This window comes from Micromonospora sp. BS32, from assembly GCF_059089345.1.
The window spans coordinates 1-26,579 of sequence record NZ_JBSSHR010000030.1; the positions used below are offsets into that span (position 1 = coordinate 1).

25 protein-coding genes and 1 tRNA gene are annotated in these 26,579 nt (G+C 72.2%); 9 read left to right on the top strand and 17 right to left on the bottom strand.

Annotated features, from left to right (window positions below; all coding sequences use genetic code 11):
* Positions 1–135 precede the first annotated feature (135 nt).
* Positions 136–438 carry a DUF4190 domain-containing protein gene (locus AC5RWQ_RS28380; RefSeq protein ID WP_494285698.1) on the top strand — a complete coding sequence of 101 codons (303 nt, stop codon included), beginning with the start codon at positions 136–138 and terminating at the stop codon, positions 436–438.
* A gap of 579 nt (positions 439–1,017) precedes the next feature.
* Here AC5RWQ_RS28380 and AC5RWQ_RS28385 read toward each other — a convergent pair.
* Positions 1,018–1,434: a hypothetical protein gene (locus AC5RWQ_RS28385; RefSeq protein WP_494285699.1), complete on the bottom strand. Its 417-nt coding sequence runs from the start codon at positions 1,432–1,434 to the stop codon at positions 1,018–1,020.
* Positions 1,435–1,579: 145 nt separating this feature from the next.
* Between AC5RWQ_RS28385 and AC5RWQ_RS28390 the strand changes: the two genes are divergently transcribed.
* Positions 1,580–1,837 (top strand): hypothetical protein, encoded by a 258-nt coding sequence (locus AC5RWQ_RS28390; protein WP_494285700.1) that lies wholly within the window; start codon positions 1,580–1,582, stop codon positions 1,835–1,837.
* A 301-nt stretch (positions 1,838–2,138) separates the two neighbouring features.
* Here the strand turns inward: AC5RWQ_RS28390 and AC5RWQ_RS28395 are convergent, their stop codons facing one another.
* A complete protein-coding gene (locus AC5RWQ_RS28395) occupies positions 2,139–2,606 on the bottom strand; it encodes a DUF5959 family protein (RefSeq protein ID WP_494285701.1) in 468 nt (155 codons plus the stop codon).
* A 429-nt stretch (positions 2,607–3,035) separates the two neighbouring features.
* Positions 3,036–3,635, bottom strand: a complete 600-nt coding sequence (locus tag AC5RWQ_RS28400; protein WP_494285702.1) for a TMEM175 family protein — start codon at positions 3,633–3,635, stop codon at positions 3,036–3,038.
* Between the two features lie 404 nt (positions 3,636–4,039).
* Between AC5RWQ_RS28400 and AC5RWQ_RS28405 the strand changes: the two genes are divergently transcribed.
* Positions 4,040–4,354: a helix-turn-helix domain-containing protein gene (locus tag AC5RWQ_RS28405; RefSeq protein ID WP_494285703.1), complete on the top strand. Its 315-nt coding sequence runs from the start codon at positions 4,040–4,042 to the stop codon at positions 4,352–4,354.
* Between the two features lie 95 nt (positions 4,355–4,449).
* On the opposite strand, the gene AC5RWQ_RS28410 is transcribed toward AC5RWQ_RS28405, so the two are convergent.
* Positions 4,450–5,502: an FUSC family protein gene (locus tag AC5RWQ_RS28410; protein WP_494285704.1), complete on the bottom strand. Its 1,053-nt coding sequence runs from the start codon at positions 5,500–5,502 to the stop codon at positions 4,450–4,452.
* 536 nt (positions 5,503–6,038) lie between these two features.
* On the opposite strand from AC5RWQ_RS28410, the gene AC5RWQ_RS28415 reads away from it, so the two are divergent.
* Together AC5RWQ_RS28415 and AC5RWQ_RS28420 are read left to right on the top strand one after the other, a co-directional pair.
* Positions 6,039–6,383: a site-specific integrase gene (locus AC5RWQ_RS28415; RefSeq protein WP_494285705.1), complete on the top strand. Its 345-nt coding sequence runs from the start codon at positions 6,039–6,041 to the stop codon at positions 6,381–6,383.
* Positions 6,356–6,541 carry a hypothetical protein gene (locus tag AC5RWQ_RS28420; RefSeq protein WP_494285741.1) on the top strand — a complete coding sequence of 62 codons (186 nt, stop codon included), beginning with the start codon at positions 6,356–6,358 and terminating at the stop codon, positions 6,539–6,541. Before AC5RWQ_RS28415 ends, AC5RWQ_RS28420 begins: the two co-directional genes overlap by 28 nt.
* Before the next feature lie 17 nt (positions 6,542–6,558).
* Here AC5RWQ_RS28420 and AC5RWQ_RS28425 read toward each other — a convergent pair.
* Positions 6,559–6,632: transfer RNA gene (locus AC5RWQ_RS28425), tRNA-Thr, on the bottom strand.
* A 133-nt stretch (positions 6,633–6,765) separates the two neighbouring features.
* Between AC5RWQ_RS28425 and AC5RWQ_RS28430 the strand changes: the two genes are divergently transcribed.
* Positions 6,766–8,508, top strand: coding sequence for a metallophosphoesterase family protein (locus tag AC5RWQ_RS28430; RefSeq protein ID WP_494285706.1), 1,743 nt, complete (start codon positions 6,766–6,768; stop codon positions 8,506–8,508).
* 18 nt (positions 8,509–8,526) lie between these two features.
* On the opposite strand, the gene AC5RWQ_RS28435 is transcribed toward AC5RWQ_RS28430, so the two are convergent.
* The 6 genes from AC5RWQ_RS28435 to tmk all read right to left on the bottom strand — a co-directional run bounded on the left by AC5RWQ_RS28435 (position 8,527) and on the right by tmk (position 14,385).
* Positions 8,527–9,366, bottom strand: a complete 840-nt coding sequence (locus tag AC5RWQ_RS28435; protein WP_494285707.1) for a PSP1 domain-containing protein — start codon at positions 9,364–9,366, stop codon at positions 8,527–8,529.
* 261 nt (positions 9,367–9,627) lie between these two features.
* Entirely contained in the window at positions 9,628–10,281 is a 654-nt protein-coding gene (locus AC5RWQ_RS28440; protein ID WP_494285708.1) for a hypothetical protein, read from the bottom strand.
* Positions 10,281–10,586: a hypothetical protein gene (locus AC5RWQ_RS28445; RefSeq protein ID WP_494285709.1), complete on the bottom strand. Its 306-nt coding sequence runs from the start codon at positions 10,584–10,586 to the stop codon at positions 10,281–10,283. Before AC5RWQ_RS28445 ends, AC5RWQ_RS28440 begins: the two co-directional genes overlap by 1 nt.
* 1 nt (position 10,587) lies before the next feature.
* Complete coding sequence (locus tag AC5RWQ_RS28450) at positions 10,588–10,914, bottom strand: YbaB/EbfC family nucleoid-associated protein (protein ID WP_494285710.1); 327 nt, start codon at positions 10,912–10,914, stop codon at positions 10,588–10,590.
* A 109-nt stretch (positions 10,915–11,023) separates the two neighbouring features.
* Positions 11,024–12,322, bottom strand: a complete 1,299-nt coding sequence (locus AC5RWQ_RS28455; RefSeq protein ID WP_494285711.1) for a DNA polymerase III subunit delta' — start codon at positions 12,320–12,322, stop codon at positions 11,024–11,026.
* The gene (gene tmk, locus AC5RWQ_RS28460) at positions 12,322–14,385 is read right to left on the bottom strand and encodes a dTMP kinase (protein WP_494285742.1); all 2,064 of its coding nucleotides are present in this window, start codon (positions 14,383–14,385) and stop codon (positions 12,322–12,324) included. The genes AC5RWQ_RS28455 and tmk overlap by 1 nt, the downstream gene beginning before the upstream one ends.
* A 336-nt stretch (positions 14,386–14,721) precedes the next feature.
* Between tmk and AC5RWQ_RS28465 the strand changes: the two genes are divergently transcribed.
* Positions 14,722–15,930, top strand: a complete 1,209-nt coding sequence (locus tag AC5RWQ_RS28465; RefSeq protein ID WP_494285712.1) for an amino acid deaminase/aldolase — start codon at positions 14,722–14,724, stop codon at positions 15,928–15,930.
* A gap of 24 nt (positions 15,931–15,954) precedes the next feature.
* Here the strand turns inward: AC5RWQ_RS28465 and AC5RWQ_RS28470 are convergent, their stop codons facing one another.
* Entirely contained in the window at positions 15,955–16,530 is a 576-nt protein-coding gene (locus AC5RWQ_RS28470; RefSeq protein ID WP_494285713.1) for a TetR/AcrR family transcriptional regulator, read from the bottom strand.
* Between the two features lie 226 nt (positions 16,531–16,756).
* On the opposite strand from AC5RWQ_RS28470, the gene AC5RWQ_RS28475 reads away from it, so the two are divergent.
* Positions 16,757–18,058 (top strand): D-arabinono-1,4-lactone oxidase, encoded by a 1,302-nt coding sequence (locus tag AC5RWQ_RS28475; protein WP_494285714.1) that lies wholly within the window; start codon positions 16,757–16,759, stop codon positions 18,056–18,058.
* 32 nt (positions 18,059–18,090) lie between these two features.
* Here the strand turns inward: AC5RWQ_RS28475 and AC5RWQ_RS28480 are convergent, their stop codons facing one another.
* Positions 18,091–19,113, bottom strand: a complete 1,023-nt coding sequence (locus AC5RWQ_RS28480) for an NlpC/P60 family protein (RefSeq protein ID WP_494285715.1) — start codon at positions 19,111–19,113, stop codon at positions 18,091–18,093.
* 366 nt (positions 19,114–19,479) lie between these two features.
* Here AC5RWQ_RS28480 and AC5RWQ_RS28485 point away from each other — a divergent pair, with 366 nt between their 5' ends.
* Positions 19,480–20,400: a hypothetical protein gene (locus tag AC5RWQ_RS28485; RefSeq protein WP_494285716.1), complete on the top strand. Its 921-nt coding sequence runs from the start codon at positions 19,480–19,482 to the stop codon at positions 20,398–20,400.
* 72 nt (positions 20,401–20,472) lie between these two features.
* Here AC5RWQ_RS28485 and AC5RWQ_RS28490 read toward each other — a convergent pair whose 3' ends face one another.
* The 4 genes from AC5RWQ_RS28490 to AC5RWQ_RS28505 are packed head-to-tail and all read right to left on the bottom strand — an operon-like array spanning position 20,473 to position 26,491.
* Positions 20,473–21,513 (bottom strand): NlpC/P60 family protein, encoded by a 1,041-nt coding sequence (locus AC5RWQ_RS28490; RefSeq protein WP_494285717.1) that lies wholly within the window; start codon positions 21,511–21,513, stop codon positions 20,473–20,475.
* Positions 21,514–21,562: 49 nt separating this feature from the next.
* The gene (locus AC5RWQ_RS28495; RefSeq protein WP_494285718.1) at positions 21,563–22,045 is read right to left on the bottom strand and encodes a poly-gamma-glutamate biosynthesis protein PgsC/CapC; all 483 of its coding nucleotides are present in this window, start codon (positions 22,043–22,045) and stop codon (positions 21,563–21,565) included.
* A complete protein-coding gene (gene pgsB, locus AC5RWQ_RS28500) occupies positions 22,042–24,243 on the bottom strand; it encodes a poly-gamma-glutamate synthase PgsB (RefSeq protein WP_494285719.1) in 2,202 nt (733 codons plus the stop codon). The genes AC5RWQ_RS28495 and pgsB overlap by 4 nt, the downstream gene beginning before the upstream one ends.
* Entirely contained in the window at positions 24,236–26,491 is a 2,256-nt protein-coding gene (locus tag AC5RWQ_RS28505) for a cache domain-containing protein (protein ID WP_494285720.1), read from the bottom strand. The genes pgsB and AC5RWQ_RS28505 overlap by 8 nt, the downstream gene beginning before the upstream one ends.
* Positions 26,492–26,579: the final 88 nt, after the last annotated feature.

Consider the following 26,579-nt stretch of genomic DNA (forward strand, 5'->3'; position numbering starts at 1 on the left):
TGACTGGGCGGCGTGACGGTCCGGGCCGCCCGCCTGTTCACGCCGCCCAGTCAGGGCATCGAGCAGCATGTTTGCGCGAGAGCCGAACCGGATAGCAGGGAGGCCCACACGTCACACTTCACAAAGGAGGCTTCGATGAGCCAGCCCGCATACACCGACCCCGGCGCCGAGCACGGCCACCCGGCTCCCGTCGCCGGCGGTCAGGTCCGCGGCACCAACGTCATGGCGATCCTGTCGCTGGTCTTCGCCTTCGTCTTCTCGCCGGTCGGCATCGTCTTCGGGCACATCGCCAAGAAGCAGATCCGCCGCACCGGCGAGCAGGGCAACGGCCTCGCCACCGCCGGGCTCGTGCTGAGCTACATCTTCACCATCCTCGGCGTCATCTGGTTCATCCTGGTCCTGGTCGCGGCCGCCAACTCGGGCACGACGGGCAGCTGAGCCGCCGGCCGGCACGGGCCTGGCGGGGGAGGGTTCGAACGGAGATGACCGGTACGGCGGGTGGCCACGGCCGCCCGCCGTACGCATGCCCGATGCCGATCGGCAGCGTCGTCACCTCTTGCCGTCACCTGTTCTCATCGATGCATGAGGCCCTAAGCGAACGGTGGCCTGCTATGCGACCCTGGCGAACACAGAAACCCGTGAGCGGGGGTCCTATGGCAACACTGCTTCTGACTCGACCGCGCGACTCGGGCGCCATACTCAGGCGGATCTGGGTAACGGTGGACGGGCGTCGAGTTGCCGGGCTGCGGCCAGGTCAATCCGTCAGCGTCACGGTCGAGGAAGGTCGACGTGTCGTTCGGGCGGCCCTGGACTGGATCCGCAGCGAAGACCTGACCTTGCAGTTGGGCGACAGCGACGCCGCTTCGCTGGAGGTGTCGTGCCCCGCGCGCGCCTACTGGCAGACGTGGTCCAAGCCAAGCCGGGCCTTGGACATACGGCGCACCTGACCTCTCTCGTGCTACCACCTTGTGGCCCGTGGATGGCCCACCATCCGACGCGAGCGAGAGCCGCGACCGACTACTGAGTGAGCTTGGTCCGTTCGTAGTGGGTCCTAAGGTCGAAGAAGCGCAGGCCGTCCACCGCCACGTCGTTAGCGATCTCTTCTGCGGCCCACGGATGGTCGGAGTAGTCGTCCGTTGCGATGCCGCCTTGAGCAAGCAGCGCCAACGTCAGGCGGCGGACCTCCGCTGTCCCGTCAACCCGGCCCGAGACATCGACCTGAAATGCCCAACTGGGTCGCTGGCGGCAGGCCCGGCTCAGACCCTGCACGGCCTCCGGCTCCCAGTCCCGGTACAGGGAGTCATCCTCGGTCGTCAGCTCCACGTACAGGCACCCATCCACCAGCCACGGATGTCTCTGGCCGGGAGACAGCCGGTCGAGCAGAGCAACGACGGCGGCCTGCTCGATGGACGGGAAGACGAAGACGCCACGCACGTCAAGAGCGTCGCACGCGCCAGCCGATCGGCACCCGGACCTCGGGCTGGCTCGTCGTTGCCTCTCAACGGTTCACACCTCCTGCGGCGCTCATCCGTACTGAACTCGTACTAGTTGATCAAGCGCAGCCCGCTACGCTCCTGCTGTGCGAAAGCGGACCAAGTTCGTCCTGGCGCTGACGCCCGCAGACACGCGCCAGGTTGAGGCGGTGCGAGCTGATCACTCGTTGCCGCTGCGCGAGATGGTTGGGCACGCCGTTCTAGACGACGGGGTCACGGCCCTGTGCGGAGCCGAGGTCATTCCGGCAGCGCCGAGAACCGACTTCTGGGATGACCTCATGGATGAGCAATGGGGGCCGATCCGCCTGTGCGGGCCGTGCAGCTCGGCCGCCTTGCCGGGTTGACGATCGAGCTCGCCGCCCCTCCTTGCGAAGATCAGGACTGCTGTCGGCGGCCGTCGGTGGCTGACGTTGACCTGCTCGCCGAGTCGTCCTGCGTCTGCCTATGACCGGCAGGGTCGGCCGGCTTGGCTGTACGGATGGCTGTACGGCGACCATCTGATCCGTAGATTCCCAAGACCGCTTCCAGCCCGTCCGGTACGTCCGAGATCCCGTGGTCGTCGCATGCTCGGCAGCCCAGTCGGTTCGGTTTGGTTCGGCTCAGTGGCTCCCACACGTAGCTCCCGGCGAAGACTTCCTAAGTGTGTCAGGTCCGCCAGGTCAGTGCGCCGTACGACGTCCTAATGACCTCGCTCGGCCATGTTCGCCGGACCAGCTGCAGCCGGTCGCGGTGATCGGTGAGCCACCCACTGGCCAGGCGCACGGCGACGCGAACCGAGGTCATCGACATCACGGGGTCGATCACGGCGACCTCAAGGTAGTCAGAGTCGTCGGTCCGCTCGACCTGGATCTCCGGGTTACGGCCATCGTCCATCCAGCGGACGCTCTCCCCGGTATCCAGCGCGCCCAACGCCCGCTCCCAGTCGTCAAGGTCGTCACGAGACAGGGGCGTGTCCAGCTGCCCGCGAGCGAATCCGCTATTCACGACGATTTCTGCCCGGAGGTGGTCGTGGAAGGTCAGGACCCCTGGCGAGAATCGGCCGAGGACACGGACGATGACGCTGTTCTCCTCGTCCGCGAATCGGATCAGCTCTACCGGGCTAGGCTCGGGCATCAAAGGTCTCCTTCAACGACTCCGCTCAGGATGCCAACACCTTGCGGAGACCGTTCCATAGGGCGCCACCCTCTGATCCGTAGGAGCGTCCAACGTCGGCCTCTCCCCCGCTCGCCTCGTCAGCCGGTCCGCGTCGTTGTTCTCGTGATGGCACTCGGTTGCGCCTCGCTGGGGTCAAGCGGGGGTCAGCTGACCCCCGCTTTGCAAAGATCAGGCGCTCTGTCCGCCGGCGTCGCTCATCGCCGCTGACCTGCATCGCTCGTCGGCCCGTGCCGCTCTCGGTCGCCTGTCGCCGGCCGGCTTGGCTGTACTCATGGCTGTACTGTGCGCGGTCCTCAAAGCCTGAGGCTCATAGCCAGGCAGCCAGTCTCTGTGAGGCCGTATCTGCTCCTAATGGCATGCCGGGCGCAGGCCGAGGACCCACAGCGCTTATTTGCCGGACCTGTGGCTGCGGGACAGCCGCCGTGCCACCTGTCGGAACGGGACGACCACGAACACCGCGAGAGCGAAGTACAACGCTACGGCCAGTTGTGGCAGGGCGAGCCCGATGAGGGTCGCGATCACATATCCGATGATGATCGGCAGAGATTTTCGTTGGTCTGTGCGCAGTTCCTCGTCGGCATCGGACGGCGAGTAGAGGTGTTGGCGGCGCGCGTACGCGTCCAGGCCGAACGCCAGGATGCGGACTGTCAGCAGCGTTAGCCCGTACACGGTGACGAACACCCGTTCGCTGGCGGGTTCGCCCACGGCGGCGGCCATGAGCCGGGTCGGGAACGGCAGGACTGCCACCCCGAGCAGAAGGAGGAGGTTCATGCGCAGGAAGATCGCGTCGACGCGTGTGAGCCGATCGGTCAATGCCATGTGGCCGAGCCACGCACCGCCGATCGTCAGGAAGCTGATGAGGTACGCCCCGTACGAGGGCCAACCGTGAAGTAGCTGCTGCAGCGGACCGCCTGGCGGATGAATTGCGAGAGATACCGCGAGCAGTGTGATGGCGAAGCCGAACACGCCGTCGCTGAATCCCTCCATCCGACCCTTGTTCAGCGTCCGGTGCGCTCGCGGTGGCTCTGCGTCAGGTGGCATGGCACTGCCTCCTTGGCGTCGGACGAGAGGCGGCGGCAACCTTGGATCCGGGCCGTCTGCAAGGAGAACCGAGCAGCGCTTCCAGACTGCCTGGCCGACGTCGATCATGTGACGACAATCCTGTAATCCCCGGCAGAACAGGCGACTACGATCACGCGATTCGGCTCTGACGATGACCTTGCGGAGCGCCGGCCTACCGATCCCGACGTGCCGCCCCTCGGCCACCGCGTCCCCCGCGCGATATCCGAATGCATCCAGTGGCGGGCGCAGCTCGACGCCGCGAGACGCGCCGCCGACCCGCCCGACGTTTCGGCAACTCCGCTCGACGCTCACGACAAGGAGGAGCAACGGTGATTGTCTCCGACATGCGCCCTATGCCGGCGCGGCTGTGGGAGCTGCCGACTGATGACCTGCCGCCGCTGCTGCTGCTCCGGCCGGAGCAGGTGGCCCGGGTGCTGAACATCGGCCGATCCAAGGTCTTCGACCTGATCCGTTCCGACCAACTGCGATCGGTCAAGGCCGACGGCTCGCGCCGGATTTCGGCAATCGCCCTGCGCGAGCACGTCGCTCGTGTGGAAGCCGGGGAGGACGATCGGCCGGAGATCGCCAGCAGGCCGGGCCGGGCCGGCGCGGCCCGCTATGCGGGCCGCCTTGAAGACGTATAGCGGGCGATGGTCGACCGGATGATGAAGACCTCGGCCGCTACGTGGCGTGACCTCACCGGAGCGGTCCGGCAGGAGTCGGATCGCAGGCGCCTTGGCTAGACGTCGGCCTTTAGGCCCGCCTGCTTGTTCGCCTCGGCTTGTGGCAGTCCGGAGGCTTGGAGCAGATCGCTGACGGTAGCGCGCACTCGCGTGGCGACCACTGTCCCGGAGAACTCGACGCCTTCGGCGCATGCCTCGTTGACGTCTTTGATCGCCTGCAGTGCCCGCGCGCGCATAGGATCCGGCTCCCGGCCGGCGAGGAAGTCACGGGACAGGAGCCTCAGCGCCTGGCCGACGTGCTCGATCGACGTGGGAAGGCCGGCCGGCACTGGCTCATCGGCGCGTATGGTCGCTGCCGCCCACTTCATCATCTCGCGTGCGCCGCTGTAGGCGTTTTCCAGGTGCTCCGCGGCGTGCTGGTACCGGCGCATTATGCCGAGCCGTCGTCTCCGCCACGGTGAGAGGACCGCGACCTGCTGCGCTGCGGCGACCAGCTCGGCCGTCTTCTGTCTGTGCTCCCATGCGGCGGAGAAGCGTTGTAGGGCGTCCTCGGCCTGTTGAAGGTCACGGTGGGCTAGTGCCGTGGCGGCAGTGGTCAGTTCGCGTGCGAAGACGTCCACCGTCGGACCGACGGTGCGATGTACGACGCGCATCGGGTTGAGCGGCAGGATCAGGTACGCGACGGCGATGGCGACCACACCACCGAGCACCGTACTTTCCGTTCTCGACACCGCCAGATCCGGTCCTTGCGCCACCGACCCCAACAGCAAAGCCGTGCCTCCTGCCTGCGCCGTGACCGCGCCGCCGCCGCGAAACACGACGGCCACCGAGATGGCCAGTGCCACCACCACGCCCGTTTGTACCGGCCCTGCCCCGATCGTCCGTGTGATCAAATGCGCGACCACCGCCCCCACGATCACCCCGGCAATGACCTCCAGCGTCCGCCTGATCCGATTACCGATGGCTCCCGCGATCGTGCCGACCGCGACGGCGGGCGCGAACAACGGCTCCGCACTGTCCAGCACATCGCGCGTGATGAACCAGGACAGCTCGGCCGCCAAACCCGCCTGCGCCGCGACGATGAGGTACGTGCGAAGCCGCTCGTACACATCTCGGCCTGTCCGCCGTACGCTCTCCCGCGAAGTACTCCGAAGCCGGCTGAACACCTTCACCTCCGCGAGTCCATCGGCTGCCCAACGACATCGTCCTATGCCAACAGACGTTGCATGCTCGAGATCCGTGAATCGGAAGTCGGATGCGGAGCGGTGGGAGGCGTCCGTCAAGGCTGCCGTTGCGCGGGGTGACTTGATCGACCCAGCTCGGGCTCGGGTGACGGTGGGCGCCTGGGTGGCGCAGTGGATGGCGGCTCAGGTGCAGCTCAAGCCGTCTACTCGCGCCCGGTACGAGCTGGCGCTACGGCGGCAGATCCTTCCGACGTGGGAGGACATCCCGCTTTCGGCAGTCTCGTACGCCGAGGTCGCGGCTTGGGTTCAACGGCTCACCGCATCAGGCCTCGCCCCGGCAACGGTCCGGTACGCGCACCGGGGTGCTGTCACTGCTCCTGGCGCACGCCGTGCGGGAGGGTCGCATGTCTCGGAACCCGGCAGAGGGCGTGCGGCTGCCTCGGGTGGTGCGGGAGGAACCGGTGTTCCTCGACCACGACCAGCTGGCGAGGCTCGCGCAGGCATGCGGGCGGTACGGGCTGCTCGTGCGGTTCCTGGCCTATACCGGGCTGGGGTGGGGTGAGGCATCCGCGCTGCGGGTGTCGCGGCTGGATCTGCTGCGGCGTCGGGTGACGGTCGCCGTGGCGTTCGCGGAGGTCGGCGGGGAACTGGTCGAGGGGACGCCGAAGAATCACCAGCGCCGGTCGGTGCCGATTCCGCGGTTCCTCGTTGACGAGCTGGCCGCACACGTCGCCGGGAAGCGCCGCGGCGGGCGCCAACGTGAAGGCGGGTGCAGCGGATGCTCGGCCATGCCTCGGCGTCGATGACCCTGGACGTGTATGCCGGCCTGTTCGGTGACGACCTGGACGCGGTCGCCGACCGCTTGGACGAGGCGGTAGCCGCACGGAATGCGGACTATTTGCGGACTGGCACCACGGACGGCAGCGTGATCAACCTTGAAAAACGGCGAAGCCCAGGTCGTTGACCTGGGCTTCTGTACCGAGCCGCCTGACGGAATCGAACCGTCGACCTACGCATTACGAGTGCGTCGCTCTAGCCGACTGAGCTAAGGCGGCAACGATCGTCAAGTGTACGGCACGCCCGGCCCACCGGCCGAGGGGGTTACCCGCCCCCGGGAACCGGACATCGGGCGCGACCGGGTCGTCTGCCGGACAGCGGTGGTCGCGGGTCGGGACTACGCTGCGGCGGGTGAGCGACGATCACCGTCCCCCCGCGCAGGATCCCGGTCACGACGAGCACGCCCCGGGCGAGCGCGCAGTCCGCCGGCCGCTCAGCGTCGATCCCCTCGAGCTGGGCTTCACACCCCGCAAGCCGGTGCCGTGGCTCGCGCCGGCGCTGCTGATCAGCACCGGCATCCGTACGCTGCTGGCGATGCTGTTCGGGGCGTACCTGGACAAGCGGGAACTGCAGAACGCGCTGGACTCCAAGATCGGCAAGCAGGTCGGGCCGGACGGCGGGCTCTGGCTGGATTACGTGGCCGACCTGGGCGACGGCTTCGACGCCACCTACTCGGTGGCGTACCTGCTGGCGCAGCCGGAGCTGGAGGTGGACGGGCACCACCTGCCCCGGGGCCGAACCCTGGTGATGGGGGGTGACCAGGTTTACCCGTCGGCGGACTACGCGGCGTACGAGGACCGGTGCAAGGGGCCGTACCAGGCGGCGCTGCCGGTGTCGCCGCCCGACCGGCCGACGCTCTTCGCCGTCCCCGGCAACCACGACTGGTACGACGGCCTGACGGCCTTCCTGCGGCTCTTCGTCCGCTCCCGGGACCGGCACTTCGGTGGCTGGAGCACCGGCCAGTCCCGGTCGTACTTCGCCGTCGAGCTGCCGGCCGACTGGTGGTTGCTGGGCCTGGACGACCAGTCCGGGTCCTACCTGGACGATCCGCAGCTCGCCTACTTCGACGAGGTGGCCGGCCGGCTGGGGCCGCAGAGCCGGTTGATCCTGGTGGTGCCGGCGCCGACCTGGGTGAAGTCCGTCGACCACCCCACCGCGTACGACTCGATCGACTACTTCATCCGGACGATCATCGCCCCCACCGGTGCGCACGTGCGGCTGCTGATCTCCGGCGACCTGCACCACTACGCCCGGTACGCCGGTCCGGAGCGACAGCTGATCACCTGTGGCGGCGGCGGGGCGTACCTCTACCCGACGCACAAGCTCCCGGAGCGGCTGGAGGTGCCGCCGAAGGACACCCTGTCCCGGCGGGCCAGCCAGACCCGCGGGTACGACCTGGTCGCCCGCTACCCCGACCCGGCCCGCTCCCGGCGGTACGGCTGGGGCATCTTCCACCGGCTGCCCCGGCGCAACCCGGGCTTCGGCACTCTGCTCGGCACCCTGCACACGCTGCTGATGCTGGCCATGGCCGGGGTGGCCGCGAACCGGATCGACACCACTGAGCAGCGGCTGTTCAGCGTCCCCCTGGTGATCATGTTGGCGGTGACGCTGCTCGGCGCGGGCTTCTTCGCCAAGCCACCGAGCGCCGGCGGGAAGCGGCATGCGCGGCACTGGATGCTCGGGGTGGGGCACGGGCTGGCCCACGTCGCCCTGGCCGCCGCCGGCACCTGGGCCTGGATCCACCTGCCCTTCTACGACTGGCCGTGGCCGCTGCCGGCGGTCGCCGCGGCGGTCCTCTACGGCCCGGTCGCCGGTCTGGTCGCCAGCCAGGTGGTGGCGGCCTACCTGCTGGTCGCCGGATCGCTCGGGGTGAACGTCAACGAGCTCTTCGCCGCCCAGGGCATCGAGGACGCCAAGTCGTTCCTGCGGATGCGGTTCGATCCGGACGGATCGCTGACGATCTATCCGGTGGCGGTGGACCGGGTGAACCACGACTGGGCGGTCAACCCGGACCAGGAACCGCACGCCTCCTGGCTGGTCCCGAAGGGGTCGCTGCGGGCGCGGCTGGCGGAGCCGCCGATCACCCTGCGCTGAGCCCGGGGAGCCGCCGAATCAGGTGGAGTATTGCTGGTCGTGGGCCTGACGGGGGCCGCAGACCGAGGCGCGGGAGCAGGAGCAGCGGGAGCCGTCGGCGTCGAGCCGTACCGTGACGGCGTCCCGGGGGACGCTGTGGCCGACCACCTTGCCGTCGCCCTCGGGCGTGGTGACCCGGCTGCCGATCGGCGGCGCCGACTCCTGGAATTTTTGGTAGAGCGGATGTTCATATTTCAGGCAGCACATCAGCCGGCCGCACGCGCCGGAGATCCGCAGCGGGTTGAGCGGCAGGTCCTGGTCCTTGGCCATCCGGATCGTGACCGGCTCGAAGTCGTTGAGGAACGTCGCGCAGCACAGGTCCCGACCGCAGGAGCCGATGCCGCCCTGCACCCGGGCCGAGTCGCGGGCGGAGAGCTGGCGCAGCTCCACCCGGCAGTGCAGGGTCGCCCCCAGGTCGCGGACCAGCGAGCGGAAGTCCACCCGGTGCGGCGCGGTGAAGTAGACCGTGGTGCGGTCGCCGTCACCGTCGGCGGCGCCGAAGACGTGGTCGACGGCGACCACCTTCATCGGCAGGCCGTGCTCCCGGATCAGCCGCTTCGCGGCGACCTTGGCTTCGGCCTTGCGCCGCCGCAGCAGCTCGTCGCGGCGCAGGTCCTCCTCGCCGGCCATGCCGGCCAGCTTTGGGAAACCGTCGGTGGACTCGGTGACCCACTGGGCGGCCCAGACGCACTCGGCCACCTCGGGCCCGTCGTCGGTGGGCACCAGCACCCGGTCGCCGACCTGCGGGCTGAACTCCCCCGGGTCGAGGTAGTAGAGGCGCCCGTACCGGTTGAAGCTGACCGCGCAGAGCATGCCCATGGCCCCCACCCTACGACGGACGGCCGGTGCCGACCCGGCCACCCGTCGCCGAACGGTTACCCCGTGCAGTCATCGACGCCGTCGAATCGTGTGCATGCTCCTCGCCCGGACGGCTGAATAGTGCCGCCGGCCGGGGACAACGGCGGCCCGGTGCCGTTGAGTGGAGGCAGACCTGCGGGGGGTGCAGGGAAGACCACGGCGCCGCTGCCGGGCCCGGTGCGAACCGGCCGCCCCGCGCGGCGCCGTGGCCCGTGCAGCGGTTCAGCGGCCGACCCGGGTGGTGCCCTCGTAGCTCGCCGCCCCGCCCACGGGCGACCGCCAGGCCGACTCGGCCAGGCTCGGCGACCACTGGCGCAGCAGGGTCTCCGCCCCGTCGTAGGCCACCCCGAGCACGGAGAGCACCCGGGTGGCGATCTCCGCCGCGGCGAGGCTGCCCGCCCCCGGGCCGGTCGCCCCGAGCACCCGGACCGCCTCGGCGGAGCCGAGCACGTCGGCGAGCACCCGGGCCACCGTGAGCCGGCTCCCCTCCACCCAGTGGGCCAGCGCGTCGGCGTACCCGGCGGTCGACCCCAGCCGCCCCACCAGGCTCTCCGGGCCCTCGTCGAGGTGGCGCAGCAGCGTCGAGCGGGCCTCGTCGTACGCCCCGGCGGCGGGGCCGGACCAGATGCCCGGATCGGTCAGCGCGGCGCACGCGTCGTCGTACGCGGGGACGAGCCGGCGCACCGCGTGCCCGGCGCTTGCCAGCGGCGCCGGGTGCAGGTCGAGGAAGGCACGCAGCGCGTCGCCGGGCAGCACCTGCATGCGGCGCAGCAGCGGCCAGACCGGGTGCGCCTCCGCGGCGCCGGTGGCGAGCAGGGTGTCGACCCGGGCGAGCAGGTGCAGCCCCGGCTCGGCGAGCCGGTCGAGGGCGTCCATCACCGCTCTCCGGCCAGCCGGCGGCGGGCGGTGTCGTCGGTGGCCGCGTAGTGGTCGGCGGCGCTGCGCACGGCGGCCGCGGCGGCGGCCAGGCGGGCGGCGGCCGCGCCGGCCTCCCGGGCGCGGTCGCCGGTGGCGGTGGTCCACTGCCGGTGCAGGGCCCGGCCGATCTCGCCGGGCCGGCCAGGGGCGTGCGCCCCGAAGGCGGGGTGGGCGGGGTCGCTGGCGGTCACCGTGCGGGCGAGCGCGGCGAGGGTGTCGCTGGCGTCGTCGAGGCGGGCGGCGAGGGCGCGCAGGGTCTCCATCTCAGGCCCCCGTCAACGGCCGATACGCCGCGAAGGTCTCGTTGTGCAGCTTCTCCCGGGCCCACTGGGCCGCGTCCTCGGCGGCGGTGACCGCGGCCTGCACCGAGCCGGCGACGTCGCGGGGTTGCCGGGCGTGCAGCGGCCCGAGGAAGCGGACATCGGTGATCCGGCCGCCGGCGGTCACCACCACCTCGACCAGCCCGTCCGGCGAGCGGACGGTCACCTCGACGCTGGCCACCGCCTGGTCGAACTCGGCCTGGAGGGACTCGATCCGGCGGTAGCGCCGCACCGCCTCCTCGATCCACGCCTCGTCGATCTCGCGCGGCATCGATTCTCCCCCCGGCCGAACTCACCCAGCGTGTCGTTGTCGTCACCACGGCACACCGGACCGTACCCCACGCCGACGACACCTGTCGATGCCCTGTGGACGACGGCGGTCAGCCCCGCCAGAGGGAGAGCATCATCGCCTCCACCGCGATCCGCGGCTTGACGTTCGCCTCGATCGCGGCCCGGCACTCCAGCACCGCCTCCAGTCGCCGCAGGGCGCCCTCGGCCGCCCACTTCTGCGCGCCCGCCTCGGCCAGCGCGGCGGTGTCGGTGTGCACCGGGGCGACCGGCGCGCGCAGCGCCATGGTGAGCGCGTCCCGGTAGAAGCCGGCCAGGTCGACCAGGGCCCGGTCCAGCGCGTCGCGTTGCGCCCGGGTGGCCCGCGACTTCTGCCGCTTCTCCAGGTCCTTGAGCTGGCCGGCGGAACCCCGGGCGGCGCCGGCGGCGCCCCGGCCGGTGCCCCCCGCGCCGAGCGCGGTCTGCAACGCGGCCCGCTCGGCGGCGTCGGACTCCGCGACGGCCGCCTCCGCCTCCGCCTCGGCCGCCTCGATCAGCGCGGACGCGGCGTCCAGCGCGGTGCCCACCCCGGTCAGCCGGCGCGGCACGGCCAGCACGGCGTCCCGACGCTTGCGCGCCTCCGGGTCGCGGGCCAGCCGCCGGGCCCGCCCGACGTGCCCCTGCGCGGCCGCCGCGGCCCACTGCGCCACGTCGGGGGCGATGCCGTCCCGCCGCACCAGCACCTCGGCCACCGCGTCGGCCGGCGGCTGCCGCAGCGGTACGACCCGACAGCGCGACCGGATGGTCACCGACACGTCGTCCGGGTGGGTGGACGGGGCGCAGAGCAGGAAGACCGTCCGCGGCGGGGGCTCCTCGATGGCCTTGAGCAGGGCGTTCCCGGCCGCCTCGGTGAGCCGGTCGGCGTCTTCGATGATCACGGCCTGCCACCGGCCGCCGGACGGGGTGCTGGCGGCGCGGAGCACCAGTGCGCGCATCTCGCCCACCCCGATGGAGAGCCCCTCGGGCACCACCAGCCGGACGTCCGCGTGGGTGCCGCCCAGCGTGGTGTGGCAGCCGGGGCACTCGCCGCAGCCGGTGCCGTGCACGCACTGGAGGGCGGCGGCGAAGGCCCGGGCGGCGACCGAGCGGCCGGAGCCGGGCGGCCCGGTGAAGATCCAGGCGTGTGTCATGCCGGCGCCCGGGTCCGGGCCGGTCGACGTCGGGCCGGTCCCGGCCGGCCCGTCGGCGTCGGCCTCCTCGGCGAGGGCGTCCAGGTCGTCCCCGGCCCGGCCGGCGGGCACGGATGCCGGTCGGTGGGCGGCGCGCAGCACGGCGGCGGCCCCGGCGGCGGCCCGGCGCAGCGTGTCGACCGCCTCGTCCTGGCCGACCAGGTCGGCGAAGACGTCCGGCATCAGGTCCGGTGCTCCATCGTCACCAGCTCCGAGTCGGATAACTCGGGCTGCACCGAGGTGTCCGGCCCGTGCGCCGGGCGCGGGTGCACGATGCCGGCCGGATCCGTCAGGAACTCGTCGACCCGGCGGGCGACCAGGGCGGCGATCTCCTCGGCCGGCCGGGACGCGTCGAGCACCAGGTAACGCTTGGGGTCGTTGGCGGCGAGGTCGAGGAATGCGTAGCGGACCCGCTCGTGGAAGGCGTGCGACTCCGCCTCCAGCCGGTCGGCACCCTGGTTGCGGGCGGCGACGCGGGACATCCCGGTGTGCGGGTCGACGTCGAGGAGCACCACCAGGTCGGGCTTGAGCCCGCCGGTGGCCCAGGAGGAGAGCCAGGAGACCTCCTGGACCGGGAGGGTCCGGCCGGCGCCCTGGTAGGCCAGCGAGGAGTCGACGTACCGGTCGCTGATCACCACCGCGCCGCGGATCAGCGCGGGCCGGACGACGGTGGCGACGTGATGCGCCCGGTCGGCGGCGTAGAGCAGCGCCTCGGCGCGCGGCGACGGTGCCTCGTCACCGGAGTTCTCCAGCACCAGGGAGCGGATCCGCGCGCCGACGGCGGTGGCCCCCGGCTCGCGGGTGACCACCACGTCCCGGCCCCGCCCGCGCAGCCGCTCGGCGAGCGCCTGCAGCTGGGTGGACTTGCCGGCGCCCTCGCCGCCCTCGAAGACCACGAAGAGGCCGTTGGAGACGAAGGGCTCGGCCGGCATCAGCGGGCGGCCCCGGATCGAGCCCCAGAGGTCGGCCAGGACCGGTACGCCCTTCTTGTCGTCCATCTGCCCGAACGCGCTGATTCCGGCGAAGATGCCGGCGACGCCCGCGGCCAGCAGCAGCAGCCGGGTCGACGAGACGGAGATGCCGAGGTCGGCGATGGTCAGCTTGCGGGAGCCGCCGACCCCGACCAGCAGGCTGCTCAGCCCGATGGCCAGGATCAGCACCAGCCGGGTGCCGATCTGCACCACCGCGAAGACCCGGCCGCGCACCTCGTCGGCGACCTCGCCGCCGAGCAGCGTGGTGCCGGCGAGGAAGGCCATCCCGGCGCCGGCGCCGACCAGGATCGCGCCGAGGATCGCCATCGACAGGTGGATGGCGAAGGCGAGCACCAGCACCGAGGCGCTGGCCAGCACGATGCTCATGCCGAACCAGCGGCGCCGGGACATGTCCCGGACGATCGTCGGGCCGAGCCCGATGCCGATCGCCAGGCCGACGAAGATCGCGCCGAAGAGCATGTAGAAGGCGGCGTCACCGGCGCCGAGCGAGGCGGCGAAGAACTTGGCCGTGCCGATCACGATGCCGCCGCCGGCGAACGCGCCGAAGATGCCGAGCACCAGGCCGCGGACCAGCGGGGTCTGGCCGATGAACTTCCAGCCCTCGGTGAACTGGCTCATCATGCCCTGCCCGGTGCGCTCCTGCTCGTCGGCCTGCGTCTGGCTGATCTCCTTGATGCCGAAGAGCACCACCAGCGCGGTGGCCAGCCGGGAGAAGGCGTTGAACCAGAGGGCGAGCTGGGCCGGTTCGGCCCAGCCGGGCATTTCGCCGCCGGTGATCCCCCGCACGCTGCGGTCGAGCACCGCCAGGCCGATCGCGGCGGCGACCGGGGTCAGGCCGTACGTGGTGATCAGGGTGAGCTGGTTGGCGGTCTCCAGCCGGGCGCGCGGGATCAGGTTGGGGACCGCGGCCTCCTTGGCCGGGATCCAGAGCAGGGTGATCGACTCGATCAGGAAGGTGGCGATCGCCGCCCAGCCGACCACCACGCCGCCGCTGACGCCGAGCAGCGCGACGAGGGGAATAGAGGCGAAGAGCAGGAAGCGCAGCAGGTCGCAGATGACCATCGTCCAGCGGCGGTCGAACCGGTCGGCCAGCACGCCGGCCACCGGGCCGAGCACCAGCGCCGGGAGCAGCCGGACCGCGATCACACCGCCGAACGCGGCGCCCTGGGCGGTGCTGCCGGAGACCTGCGCGGCGGCGAAGACCGAGGTGGCGAGCAGACCGAGCCAGTCGCCGAAGGAGGCAGCGCCGAGCACGATCCAGAGCCGCCGGAACGGCCGGATGCGCAGCACGGAGCGGATCGCGGCGGCGCCGGACCGGTCGGCGGCGCTCTGGCTTCCCGCGCCGCCCTGCGGGTTCTCGGACGACGACACGCCGGACGACTCGCCGTTCTGCTGGCTTTCGATGGCCGTACCTCCACGTGCCGGCCCAACGCTGGGCAGTCCCGGTGGAACACTCTAGACCCGGTGGGGGGCCTCCCCACCGGCGACATTCTCCTGCTCGCCGAGCGTAGGCCGCCGGGACCGGCGACCGCAGCCCGGCCGTACGTGAGGGTGTTTCGCATCGCTCCCCCGGACAGTTAGCGTGCATCCGTGGCCATCGACAGCGACACCATGCGCGAGCGCCTCGACCGGGCGACCGCCCACCTCGACCCGCCGTACGCGGTGCTCGACCTCGGCGCCTTCGACGCCAACGCGACGGCGCTGGCCGGACGGGCCACGGGCAAGCCGGTCCGGGTGGCCAGCAAGTCGGTCCGCGCCCGCGAGCTGATCGGCCGTGCGCTGGGTCACCCCGGCTGGGCCGGCGTGATGGCGTTCACCCTGCCGGAGGCGATCTGGCTGGTCCGGTCCGGCGTGACCCGGGACGCCCTGGTCGCCTATCCGACAGCCGACCGGGGGGCGCTCGCCACGCTCGCCGACGACCCGGATCTCGCCGCGGCGGTGACCCTGATGGTCGACGGGACCGAACAGCTCGACCTCGTCGACGCGGTACGCGCCCCCGGCCACCGGGCGGAGCTGCGGATCTGCCTCGACCTGGACGCCTCGTGGCGCCCCCTGGGCGGCCGGGTGCACGTCGGGGTACGCCGGTCACCCGTGCACAGCGCCCCGGCCGCCGGCACGCTGGCCGCCGCCGTCGCCGGCCGGCCGGGCTTCCGACTGGTCGGACTGATGTCGTACGAGGCGCAGATCGCCGGTCTCGGGGACGCCCCGCCCGGGCAGGCCGCCCTGGGCACCGCGATCCGCATCGCCCAGCGCGGGTCGTACCGGGAACTGCTGGCCCGCCGCAGTGCGGCGGTCGCCGCGGTACGCGAACACGCCGACCTGGAGTTCGTCAACGGCGGGGGCACCGGCAGCGTCGCCGCCACCAGCGCCGATCCCGCGGTCACCGAGGTCACCGCCGGATCCGGCCTGTACGGGCCGACGCTCTTCGACGCGTACCGTGCCTGGCGGCCGACCCCGGCGGCCTTCTTCGCCTGCGCGGTGGTCCGCCGCCCGGCGCCCGGGTTGGCCACGGTGCTCGGCGGCGGCTGGATCGCCTCCGGTCCGGCCGCCGGCAGCCGGCTGCCCCGGCCCTGGCTGCCGAGCGGGTTGGCGCTGGTCGGCACCGAGGGCGCGGGCGAGGTGCAGACCCCGCTGGCCGGCGCGGCGGCGGACCGGTTGCGGATCGGCGACCGGGTCTGGTTCCGGCACGCCAAGGCCGGCGAGCTCTGCGAGCACGTCAACGAGCTGCACCTGCTCGACGGCGACACGATCGTCGGCGCCGTCCCCACCTACCGCGGGGAGGGCCACGCCTTCCTCTAGGCGCGGCCCGTCACCCGGAATCGGTCAGGCCTGCCCGACGGCCTCGGCCTCGGCCTCGACGTGGCGGTGCAGGTATTCCCGGATGAGCGCCTTGGCCTCGGCGAGGACCCGCTCGTCCCCCTCCGGCCTACGGCGGAACGCCAGCTTGATCAGGGCATCCGCGGCCTCCACGGCGATCTCCAGACAGAACCGCAGCCGGGGTTCGTCGGTCATCCCGAACCGCTCGGTCAGCACCCGGGCCAACTGGTCGGCGATCACGCCGTTGTTGTCGCGCCGCTCATCGAGCAGGTGCAGGTCGACCACGTCGCCGAAGTGCAGGGTACGGAACCCCGGGACGGTGCGGTGCATCGTGATGTACTCGTCGATCCCCGCGTCGACGCCGTCCCACCAGTGGGTCAGGTCGTCGGAGGCGAACCGCTCGTCGAGCCGCTGCAGGTAGGACTCCATCGTGCGCAGGGTCAACGCCTGCACGATCGCCCGCTTGTCCGGAAAGAACTGGTAGACCGACCCGATCGCCACCTCGGCGCGCTCGGCGAGCAGCGTGGTGGTCAGTCCCTCGTACCCCACTTCGTCGACGAGTTCGGCACAGGCGTCCAACATCCGCTGGACCCGCGCGACACTTCGACCCTGCACCGGAACGCGGCGCAGCGGCCCGGTCGTGGCGGCTGGTGTGGACACTCGGCGCCACCCCCCTTCGACGGAAGAAACATATCCATATGTCACGAAGCCGTGACTACCGGTACAACGAGCGGGCCTTGATTGCGGTGTTTACCAGGTACAACGTTCCTGATATGAAGGCAGTTCATATTCATTTCGAGGAGCGTAGATGGCCGTCACCACCCCAGCCTGGTCCAACTGGGCCGGCAACCAGCACAGCGTCGCCACCGCCATCCTGCGCCCCCGCACCGTCGACGGCGTCGCCGAGGCGGTCCGGGACGCGGCGGGCGCGGGCGAGCGGGTCCGGGTGGTCGGCAGCGGCCACTCGTTCACCCCGATCGCCGTACCCGACGGCCGGCTGCTGGAACTGACCGATCTGGACACCGGCGTCCGGGTCGACGGTCACTCGGTCACCGTGCCGGCCGGGACGACCCTGCACGCGCTCAACGAACTGCTCGCCGCGCACGGCCTGGCCCTGCCCAACCTCGGCGACATCGACGCGCAGACCGTCGCCGGCGCGATCTCCACCGGCACCCACGGCACCGGCGCGGCGTACGGCTGCCTCTCCACCTTCGTCGAGGCGCTCACCCTGGTCACCGGCGCGGGCGAGGTGCTGCGCTGCTCCGCCGACGAGCACCCCGACGTCTTCGCCGCCGCCCGGGTCGGGCTCGGCGCGCTCGGCGTGCTGGTCGAGGTGACGCTGCGCTGCGTCGACGCGTTCACCCTGCGGGCGCACGAACGGCCCGCGCCGCTGGCCGCCGTGCTCGCCGAACTGCCGGAGCTGGTCGAGGCGCACGACCACGTCGAGTTCTACTGGTTCCCGTACACCGACCGGGTGCAGGTCAAGACCAATGACCGGGTACCCGCCGACGACCGGCCGCTGTCCCGCTGGCGCGGCTGGCTGGACGACGACTTCCTGGCCAACACCGTCTTCGCCGGGGCCTGCCGGCTGGGTCGCGCGGTGCCGGCGCTGGCCCCCCGGATCAGCGCGGTCTCCGCCCGGGCGCTCACCGAACGCACCTACACCGGCCGCTCCGACCGGGTCTTCTGCACCCCGCGCCGGGTCCGCTTCGTGGAGATGGAGTACGCCCTGCCGCGGGCGGCCCTGCCCACGGCGCTGGACGAACTGCGCCGGATCGTCGACGGGCTGCCGTTCAAGGTGCTCTTCCCGGTCGAGGTGCGGTTCACCGCCGCCGACGACATCTGGCTCTCCCACGGCTACGGGCGGGACTCGGCGTACCTGGCCGTGCACCAGTACGTCGGGATGCCGTACGAGCCGTACTTCCGGGCCGTGGAGGAGATGGCGACGGCGCTGGGCGGCCGTCCACACTGGGGCAAGCTGCACTACCGGGACGCGGCGTCGCTCGCGCCCGCGTACCCCCGGTTCGCCGACTTCCTGGCGCTACGCGACCGGCTGGACCCGGGCCGGGTCCTCACCAATCCCCACCTGGACCTGATCCTCGGCGGCTGAGCCGGCGGACCCGCGGGTGCGGGTCGCGGCCGTCAGATCCGGCGGGCGGTGAGGAACCGGCCCGACCAGACCGACCCGTCCAGCACCGAGTCGCCGCCGAAGGTCGGGCCGTCCGCCTTCGCCTGGCTGGAGAGGAACCGGTGGTGACCGGTGTCGTCGACGCCGAGGTAGATGCCCGACCGCGTGATGGCCGTGCCGGCGGACCCGCCGTCGTTGAAGAAGACCAGGTCGCCCTCCTGGAGGACGCCGTAGTCGCGGACCGCCCGGCCGGTGTTCGGGACGAGCACGGCGCCGGGGCCGAAGCCGGCGATCGCGAACGCGTGACGCGGCAGCCCGGGCCCCCTGGTGTCGGTGCCGCGCAACAGGCACCCCATCCGGTGGCCGTAGACCATCCGGATGAGACCGGAGGAGTCGAGGCTGCCGAGGCGGCCCGCGGCCGGACGCTCGGGCCCGCTGTCCGGGAAGTCCCACTCCACGCCCAGGTAGTCGTGGAAGTCCGAGTCCTCCGCCCGGCCGTCCGGGTCGGCGGCGTCGAGCGGCCCGAAGGAGGCGTCCCCGGCGAACCGCCGCCCCTTCGGGTCGGTGCGGCTCGGCACGCCGTCCAGGTAGTCCATCGAGATGGCGAGGGCGTCCCGGCCGAGGTTGCGCAGCGCCCCGTCCAGCCACGGCCGGAACCACGGAGCCTTCTCCGACCCCTCCCGCCAGGTCCGCGGAGCCAGCCGGATCCAGGCGTCGGTGGTGACCGACGCCCTGGTGAAGCGCGGGTCGGTGAAGGTGCGCCGGGGGCCGGAGATCCGCACCGTACGGGCGCCGTCGGTGAACACCGCCAGCACCCGGCCGGAAGCGTCGCGGACCTGGGTACGGTCCGGTCCGGCGAGCCGGGTGTACGTCAGCTCGGCGGAGTCGGCCGACACCGGGCCGGGCCGGCCGGCCTCCACGACCGGCGCGGCGATCGAGTTGGAGTCGTCGGGACGGCTGACCGCGTCCACGACCACACCTGCGGCGACCAGGGCGACGGCCAACGCCGCCCACGTCCACTTTCTGCTCTGCGACACGGCGCCTGCCCGCTTCTCTCTGCTCGGTCGTCGCGGTCGACCCGGGCTCGCCGGACCGGCTCCACGCCCGTCAGGATGCCACGAAAGCAGGATGCCGTTCCGTCCCCCGGTCCCGCGGCCAACTGCCGGACGAGGTTCGGCAGCCCGGCCCACCCACTCGTGGCAGCCGGAGAGGCGACCGGCCCGTACCCCTCCCGGGTGTAGATGCGCGGAGTGAGCGCCTCCCGGAGGCGCGCCAGCAGGACCACCGCCTCGTCCAGCGTGACGGCGAACATCTTGTCTTCCGAGTCCAGCGAACGGAACTCGTCACTGCGCTCGAAGTACGGGCCCGCAGCGGCCGGGGCGGGCACGGTAACCTGCCTGACGATGTACCGAACCCGCGCGTCCCGCATCGGCCTCGTCGCCCTCTGCGCGACCCTGTCGCTGGCCCTCGCCGCGTGCGAGAGTTCGGCCGGCGCGCCCACCGCCGCTCCGCCCGCCTCCGCCGACCCGGGCGCGGTGGTGACCGACTTCGTCAGCCGGCTCAAGCCCACCGCGCCGTACCGGGACCCGAACGCCGACGAGCGCCGCGCCGCGCGCAAGGCGGTCACGCTGCTGCTGGACGGGCGGTCGGGGCTGGACGAGGCGACCGGCGTCCTGGTCGACCTGGGCTTCACCGCCAGCCGGGGCCGGGACCCGCAGACCGGCCGGGACTACGCGCTGTTCACCACCGAGGCCGGCGGGGAACGCGCCTGGGGTCTGATCATGGTGGATCTGTCCCAGCCGGTGGAGCTCGCCGTCGAGGTGCCGCACCCCAACTCCGACCTGCACACCGAGGACATCGGGCTGCGGCTGTTCCGGGCGGTGCCCGGCAGCATCATGCTGGTCGCCGGAGCGCACCGCCGGGCCGGCGACCAGAAGGCCGACGCCGCGCACAACTCGGACGGCCTGTTCCAACTGGTCAGCGACCGATTCGCCCGCAACAAGATCAACCAGATCCAGCTGCACGGCTTCGCCGAGCAGAGCCTCCCCGACGAGGAGGTGGTGGTCTCCAACGGGCAGAAGCGGTCGAACCCCGCCCTGCGCCGGACCGCCGACGCGCTGGCCGACGCCGGCTTCGTCACCTGCCGCGCCTGGTCCACCAGGTGCGGTCAACTGGAGGGCACCACCAACACCCAGGCCGAAGAGGCCCGCAAGCAGGGCGCGGTCTTCATCCACCTGGAGATCACCTGGGCGGTACGCCGCGACGAGGACCGCCGGGCGGACCTGGTGGAGGCGCTGGCCGCCGCCGACCTCCCCCGCGACTGACGCCGGCCGGCCCTCGCGTTCCCGTGCCGACCGGTCGGGTCGGGCCGCCGGAGCGACCCGACCCGGTCCGCGTCAGATCCGGCGAGCGGCGAGGAACCGGCCCGACCAGTAACCCGGCCCGTCCAGCAGCGACTCGCCGCCGAAGTCACCGAACGTCGGGCCGTCCGCCTTCACCCGGCTGGAGAAGAACCGGTGGTGGCCGGTGTCGTCGACGCCGAGGTAGATGCCGGAGTGCTCGATGCTCGGGCCGGCGTTCACCCCGTGGTTGAAGAAGACCAGGTCGCCCTCCTGGAGGACGCCGTAGTCCCGGGCGGCGCGGCCGGTGTTCGGGATCAGCAGCGCGCCCGGGCCGAAGCTGGCGATCGCGAACGCCCGGCGCGGCAGCCCCGCACCCTTGGTGTTGGTGCCGCGCAGCGGGTACTTCATCCGGTAGCCGTAGACCATCCGGATGAAGCCGGAGCAGTCCAGGCTGCGGAAGTGGTCCTTGGCCGGCCGCTCGTGCTTGCCGTCCGGGAAGTCCCACTCCATGCCCAGGTAGTCATAGAAGTCGGAGTTCTCCGCGCGACCGTCCGGGTCGACGGACGAGAGCGGACCGAACGAGGCGTCCCCCGCGTACTGGCGTCCCTTGGCGTCCTTCCTGCCGGGCGCGCCGTCCAGGTAGTCCATCGCGATGGAGAGGGCGTCCTGGCTGCGGTCCTGCACCGCCTTGTTCAGCCACGGCCGGAACCAGGCCGCCTTCTCCGCCCCGGCCTTCCACGGCGTCGGGGCGAGCCGGATCCAGGCGTCGGTGGTCACCGACGACCTGGTGAACCGGGGCTCGGTGAAGGTCCGTTCCGGGCCGGAGATCCGTACCGTGCGGGCGTTGTCGGTGAATACCGCCAGCACCCGGCCGGCGCCGTCCCGGACCTGGGTACGGGCCGGCTTGGTCAGCCGGGTGTAGGACAGCTCGGCGGAGTCGACCGACACCGGGCCGGACTTGCCGACCTCCAGGACCGGCGCGGCGATCGAGGAGGACTGGTCGGGGCGGATCGCCACGGCGACGATCACACCGGCGGCGATCAGGACGACAGCCAGCGTCGCCCAGATCCACTTGCTGCTCTGTGACTGCGACACGGTGGTTGCCTGCTTCCTGGCTCGGTCGGTGCCGGTCGACTCGGGCTCGTCAGCTCACCGGCACCAGGCCGGCCAGGATGCCGCTGACGATGATCAGGTACGAACCCACGGAGACTGCGCCGGTGGCCAGCATCGTCGCCACCGGCGGCTGGCGGACCAACTGGTACGCGATCAGGCCGGGCGCCACGAATCCGAGGGTCTGGTGCGAGAAGAGGAGCGGGAAGTCCTGCTGGATGATCAGGAAGAGGGTGGTCTGGAGCAGCACGCTGAGCAGCACGATCGCCGCGAACAGCCGCTTGCCGTAGAGGATGACCACCCGCTGCATGACCTTGGTCAGGGCCCAGGTGACCCCGGTCATCACGATGATCACCGCCACCTGCCGGTACTCCTCGACCAGGGCCAGCGCCATCCAGCCGGGCGTGATCATGCCACCCGGGGAGAGGTTGGTGGTGAGGTAGCAAGCAAGCGCGAGCACCAGCCCGACACCCAGGCAGAGCGTCGACAGCTCGGGCGTCAGCTCTCCGTTGATCATTGGGAACTCCGGTAGACGGACGGCCGCCGCTGCGACGGGTGCGGATAGGGATCGGGATCGGGCCGCTCGGATCCGGGGGCGGGCGGCCGGGCCGGTCCCCGACCCCGGACGATGCCATGGGCGGGCATGGTCCGGTCGGCGTCGTACCCGGGCGGCTGCGCCTGCTCCGGCGGCGGACCGTAGGACGGCGGGACCGGCCGCCGTGGCGGAGCCGACTGCGGCCCGGGACCCTGCGGCGGCGCCTGCCGCGGCTCGGGATCCTGCGGCGGCGGCGCCTGCCACGGCACGCGCGGCGGCGGACCGTACTGCCCGGCAGGCCGGGCGGGGCCCTCGTACTGGTCCGGAGCGCCGTACGACGGACGGGCGTCCTGCGCCGGACCGGGGCCGTAGGGCGGCCGGGCGTCGTAGGACCAGGGCGCCTCGGGGGACGGCCGCGTTTCGTCGGACGCCGGGGCGTCACGGCGGGTCCGGCCGCCGTAGGGCGCGCCGTGGGGCGGCGTGGCCTGGGCCGGCCACTCCTGCGCCGGCCGGCCGTGCCTGGTCGGCGGTTCCTGCGCCGGGGCGCCTTGGCGAGTCGGCGGTTCCTGCGCAGGGGCGCCATACGGGTCCAGCTGCTCCGGGGACAGGGCGCTGTACCGGTCCAGCGACTCGGGGGCGAGCGCGGCGTATCGGTCCGGCACGTCGTACGGCCGGCTCGCCGGGTCGCCGGGTCGGGCCGGGACGCGGGGCGGCGTGTTCCCGGGCGGGCCACCGTAGGGCGCCGCGCCGCCGTAGGGCGCGCCGTAGGTGGGCCCTTGCGGGGTGCCGGTGCGGGCGGGCGCGCCGTACGTACCGCCCGACACCGGGACACCATGGGGCGCGCCGTACGCGCCGCCCGACACCGGGCCACCGTGGGGCGCGCCGTTACGGGCTGGTGCGCCGTACTGCCCGCCGCGGGACGGGCCGGCGGGCCGGTCGGCGCGTACCGGCTCCGGCGTCGCGGGCCGGGCGGGTGGTGCGGCCCGGTCCTGGGGCGTGGGACGCTCCAGGCCACCGAGCTGGGCGAGCAGGATCTCGCCCTGGCCGTGGATGTTGCCGATCGCCAGCACCGAGGCGAAGCCGTCGATGCTGTCGAGCACGCCGTCGAGCAGCTCCTGGGCGCCGATCTTGCCGCCCAGGTCGACCACCCGATCCTGCCACTTGTCGTCGATCTTGGCGCGGGCGCTCCGGGTCGGCTCGCCGATCAGGACGATCTTGTCGGGGTCGATCCGGGAGATCAGCGAACCCATCTGACCGTTCCGCTCGACCCGGTCCGGCCGGCAGTTGATCAGTACGTGCAGCGGGCGCGGGATGGACCCCTGCTCCTCCAGCTGCTGGATGTTCATGAAGGTCGACTCGGGGTCGTTGGCGGCGAAGATGTTCGCGAAGCGCAGCGACTTCTCGCCCCTGCGGTACTCCTCGACGCTGAGCACGCCCGGGTCCGGCGGGGCGGTCCACATGCCGGTCAGCGCGGCCTTCCGGGGCACCCCGAGCAGCTCGGCCACCTTGAGGGCGATGGCCACGTTCTCCTTGAACGTGGTCCAGGTGAAGCCCTTCATCTCCTCGTCGGCGACCGACTCGGGGTCGACCGCGATGAGCTTGCAGGACCGCTTGTCGGCCTCCTCCTGGAGGATGTGCAGCCGGTCCTTCTCCGCAGTGACGCAGACGCCGCCCACCGGCATGGACCGGCTCAGCGAGCGGGCCACGTCGTCCAGCGTCGGCCCCATCTCGGCGAGGTGGTCCTCCCGGACGTTGCACAGGATGCCGATGGTGGACTGGATCAGCTTGGTCTGGTTGAGCTCCTGCAACGGCGGCATGACCGCCATGCACTCGATCACCAGCGCGTCCGGGTAGTACGAGGCGGCCCGCCGGACGATGCCGATCTGCTCGACCACGTTGGCGATGCCGAACTTCCGGTAGACCGGCTCCTCGCTGGCGTCCGGGAAGATGAACCGGGCCGCCGTGCCGGTCGTCTTGGCCACCACGACCAGCTTGCCGCCGCGCAGCGCGCCGGCGGTGAGCCGGGTGATCGAGCTCTTGCCGCGGATGCCGTTTACCAGCACCCGCTGCGGGATGCTGTGCAGGCTGCGGTGGTGGTTGCGCTGCTCGATGATGCCGCCCACCAGCAACCCCAGGCAGGCGAGGAGGAACACCAGGTAGAGGAAGAGCACTTCAGTCACCCCTCCGCGACGACCGGCCGCCGCGGCCGCCAGTCTTCCGCCGCTCCGGGACCTTCGTCATGATCGCGGTGGGCATGCCTTCGGTGCCGCGCAGCCGCGCCGCGCCGCCCAGCCGCTGCTCGCCGTGGACCGCCGCCTGGCGGCACACCTCCATGCAGACCGCCACCGCGCCGATGTCGTCGTGCCAGCGCGGCGAGATCACCCGGGTGGTGTCCCCGCCGGCCAGGGCGGTCGCCTCCCGGGACAGGTTGCGCAGCGGCCGGAGCTGGAAGAAGTAGTACCAGCTGAACAGCAGCAGCCCGATGCCCACCGCGACGACCACCACGAGCAGCCCGCCCTGGCGCAGTTCGTTGCCGGGCAGCGCGTAGTCGGTGACCGGGCGCTCGGCCACCACCGTCCATTCCAGTTGCGCCGCCGACCCCTCCAGCGCGACCGGCGCGGCGATCAGCAGCTTGCGGTCACCGTCGACCTCGGTGACCTGGGCGTACGGCTTGCCGGTGAGCGCCTGGGCCGCCGCGGTCCGTATCTGCGGGGTGGAGATCTGCTCAAAGGCGAGATAGCCGCCCGAGTCGAGAATGTCCCGCTGGTCCACGTCGAGCACTCGCAGCCGCCCGTCCATCCGCTCCAGGAGCCGGGTCAGGTAGCGCAGGTCGAACTCGGCGACCAGCGACCGCCCATCCGCCAGCAGGGTGTACGCGTAGACGATCGGCAGCCGGCCCTGCACGTCGTGCAGCACCACGCCGCCCTCGCCGGGCACCGGACCGTTGGGCCGCAGCGGCTCCCGGCCGACGCTGGTGATCACGCTGCCGTCCGCCGACACGAGGTAGCCGCTGCGGAATCGGTTGTTCTCATCGAGCAGGCGGTCCAGCACTCGGCGCATCTGCTCGGTGCCGGCCTTGCCGTTGTCCCGGCCGAGCAGGGCGAGCTTGGCGTACCCGCCGTCCAGGGTGTCGCCGACCGCCCCGGCCACGGCGCCGACCTGGTTCTCCGAGTCCCGGACCACCTGGCCCGGAAGGTCCTGCTCGCTGGGCACGAGGGTCGCCATGATCCCGCCGGCGGCCAGCAGTACGGCGACGACGGCCGCGACGACCGCCGCGCCCGCCGGGACGCCACCGGTGCCGGAGTCCCGCTGCGCCGCCGCGCCATCCTGCCGGGCGGCGAGCGTGGTCAGCGCCGAGGCGATCCGGTTGACCTGGGCGTTCGCGGTCCGCGGCGGCCCACCCGTCGAGTTGCCGGAGGCCACCGCCTTGGCGTGGGCGAGGAGCAGCCGTACCGGCCGGACCAGGCCGAACTGGAGGATCAGCAGCACCGCTACGGCGGCCACCAGCAGGGCGAGCGCTGCGAGCAGGGGTTCCCGGGTGACCGCGGCGTCGGTGACCGGGACGTACACCAGGGAGACGACGGCGAAGCCGAGCTTGCCGACGGCGTCCGCGGTGACCAGCGGGGCCACCGGCGTGGCCGGGCCCTTGTCCGTGGCGGGCGCGGCCGCCGCGCCGGTGCGGGTGGCGGTGGGCTCGCCGGAGGTCGCGCCGACCGCCCCGGCGATCAGACCGTCCAGCGCGGGGTCGGCCTGGATCGGCGAGCCCTGGGCCAGGGCGCGGCCGCCGCCCGGCACGGCGATCAGGACGCCCTGCTTCGACTTCGGGTCCAGTCGGAGGGTACGGATGTGCAGGTCGAGCTCGGCGACGAGCAGCCGGCCGTCGGCCAGCGGCTCGACCAGGAGCAGCCGGGGATCGTTGCCCTCGACCACCGGCACCGCGGCCCGCCCGGGGGCGACGCCGGCCGGCAGGGTGACCGGCTGACCGACGGTGGCCACGCCGGAATTTCCGTCCGCCTCGAAGACGCCGACGCCCCGCCACTTCGTCTGGTCCTTGGTCAGCGCCGCCAACTGCGCGGCGGCCCGGTCCGGCCGATCGTTGTAGGCGGCCACCGTGCGCGCCAGTTCCTCCCGGCTGCGGCCGACCGAGTTGTTCAGGCCGCGGGAGATCTCGCTGACGAACTGCCGCTGCGACTCGGCCACGGCTCGTGGCACGCCGGCCGGGCTGGTCCGACTCAGGTAGGCGAAGGCGAAGATGGCGAGCAGGGTGAGCAGCAGCGCGGCCACCAGTGCCGGCGTACCCACCGCGGACAGCAGGCGCGGCTGCGGAAGCTGCTTCTCCAGGCTGATCAGGCGCCAGCGGGCGAGTTCCGCCCGCTCGCCACCCGGCCGGCGGACATTCGTCCGACCCGCCTGTGGCGTGAAGGTCATCCGCCGGTCCGCATCAGACCGTGGTCACCCATGTACCCGTTCCTCCCCGTGGCCCAGCCAGCGTGCGAGGTTAACAAGGCTCGCCCCT

Excerpts from the sequence above, each read along its gene's own strand:
- AC5RWQ_RS28380 (WP_494285698.1), top strand. The coding sequence starts at position 136 with ATGAGCCAGCCCGCATACACCGACCCCGGCGCCGAGCACGGCCACCCG.
- AC5RWQ_RS28395 (WP_494285701.1), bottom strand. The coding sequence starts at position 2,606 with ATGCCCGAGCCTAGCCCGGTAGAGCTGATCCGATTCGCGGACGAGGAG.
- AC5RWQ_RS28400 (WP_494285702.1), bottom strand. The coding sequence starts at position 3,635 with ATGGAGGGATTCAGCGACGGCGTGTTCGGCTTCGCCATCACACTGCTC.
- AC5RWQ_RS28420 (WP_494285741.1), top strand. The coding sequence starts at position 6,356 with ATGCTCGGCCATGCCTCGGCGTCGATGACCCTGGACGTGTATGCCGGC.
- AC5RWQ_RS28435 (WP_494285707.1), bottom strand. The coding sequence starts at position 9,366 with ATGGGCATGCTCTGCGCGGTCAGCTTCAACCGGTACGGGCGCCTCTAC.
- AC5RWQ_RS28440 (WP_494285708.1), bottom strand. The coding sequence starts at position 10,281 with ATGGACGCCCTCGACCGGCTCGCCGAGCCGGGGCTGCACCTGCTCGCC.
- AC5RWQ_RS28445 (WP_494285709.1), bottom strand. The coding sequence starts at position 10,586 with ATGGAGACCCTGCGCGCCCTCGCCGCCCGCCTCGACGACGCCAGCGAC.
- AC5RWQ_RS28450 (WP_494285710.1), bottom strand. The coding sequence starts at position 10,914 with ATGCCGCGCGAGATCGACGAGGCGTGGATCGAGGAGGCGGTGCGGCGC.
- AC5RWQ_RS28455 (WP_494285711.1), bottom strand. The coding sequence starts at position 12,322 with ATGCCGGACGTCTTCGCCGACCTGGTCGGCCAGGACGAGGCGGTCGAC.
- AC5RWQ_RS28470 (WP_494285713.1), bottom strand. The coding sequence starts at position 16,530 with ATGTTGGACGCCTGTGCCGAACTCGTCGACGAAGTGGGGTACGAGGGA.
- AC5RWQ_RS28475 (WP_494285714.1), top strand. The coding sequence starts at position 16,757 with ATGGCCGTCACCACCCCAGCCTGGTCCAACTGGGCCGGCAACCAGCAC.
- AC5RWQ_RS28485 (WP_494285716.1), top strand. The coding sequence starts at position 19,480 with ATGTACCGAACCCGCGCGTCCCGCATCGGCCTCGTCGCCCTCTGCGCG.
- AC5RWQ_RS28495 (WP_494285718.1), bottom strand. The coding sequence starts at position 22,045 with ATGATCAACGGAGAGCTGACGCCCGAGCTGTCGACGCTCTGCCTGGGT.
- AC5RWQ_RS28505 (WP_494285720.1), bottom strand. The coding sequence starts at position 26,491 with ATGACCTTCACGCCACAGGCGGGTCGGACGAATGTCCGCCGGCCGGGT.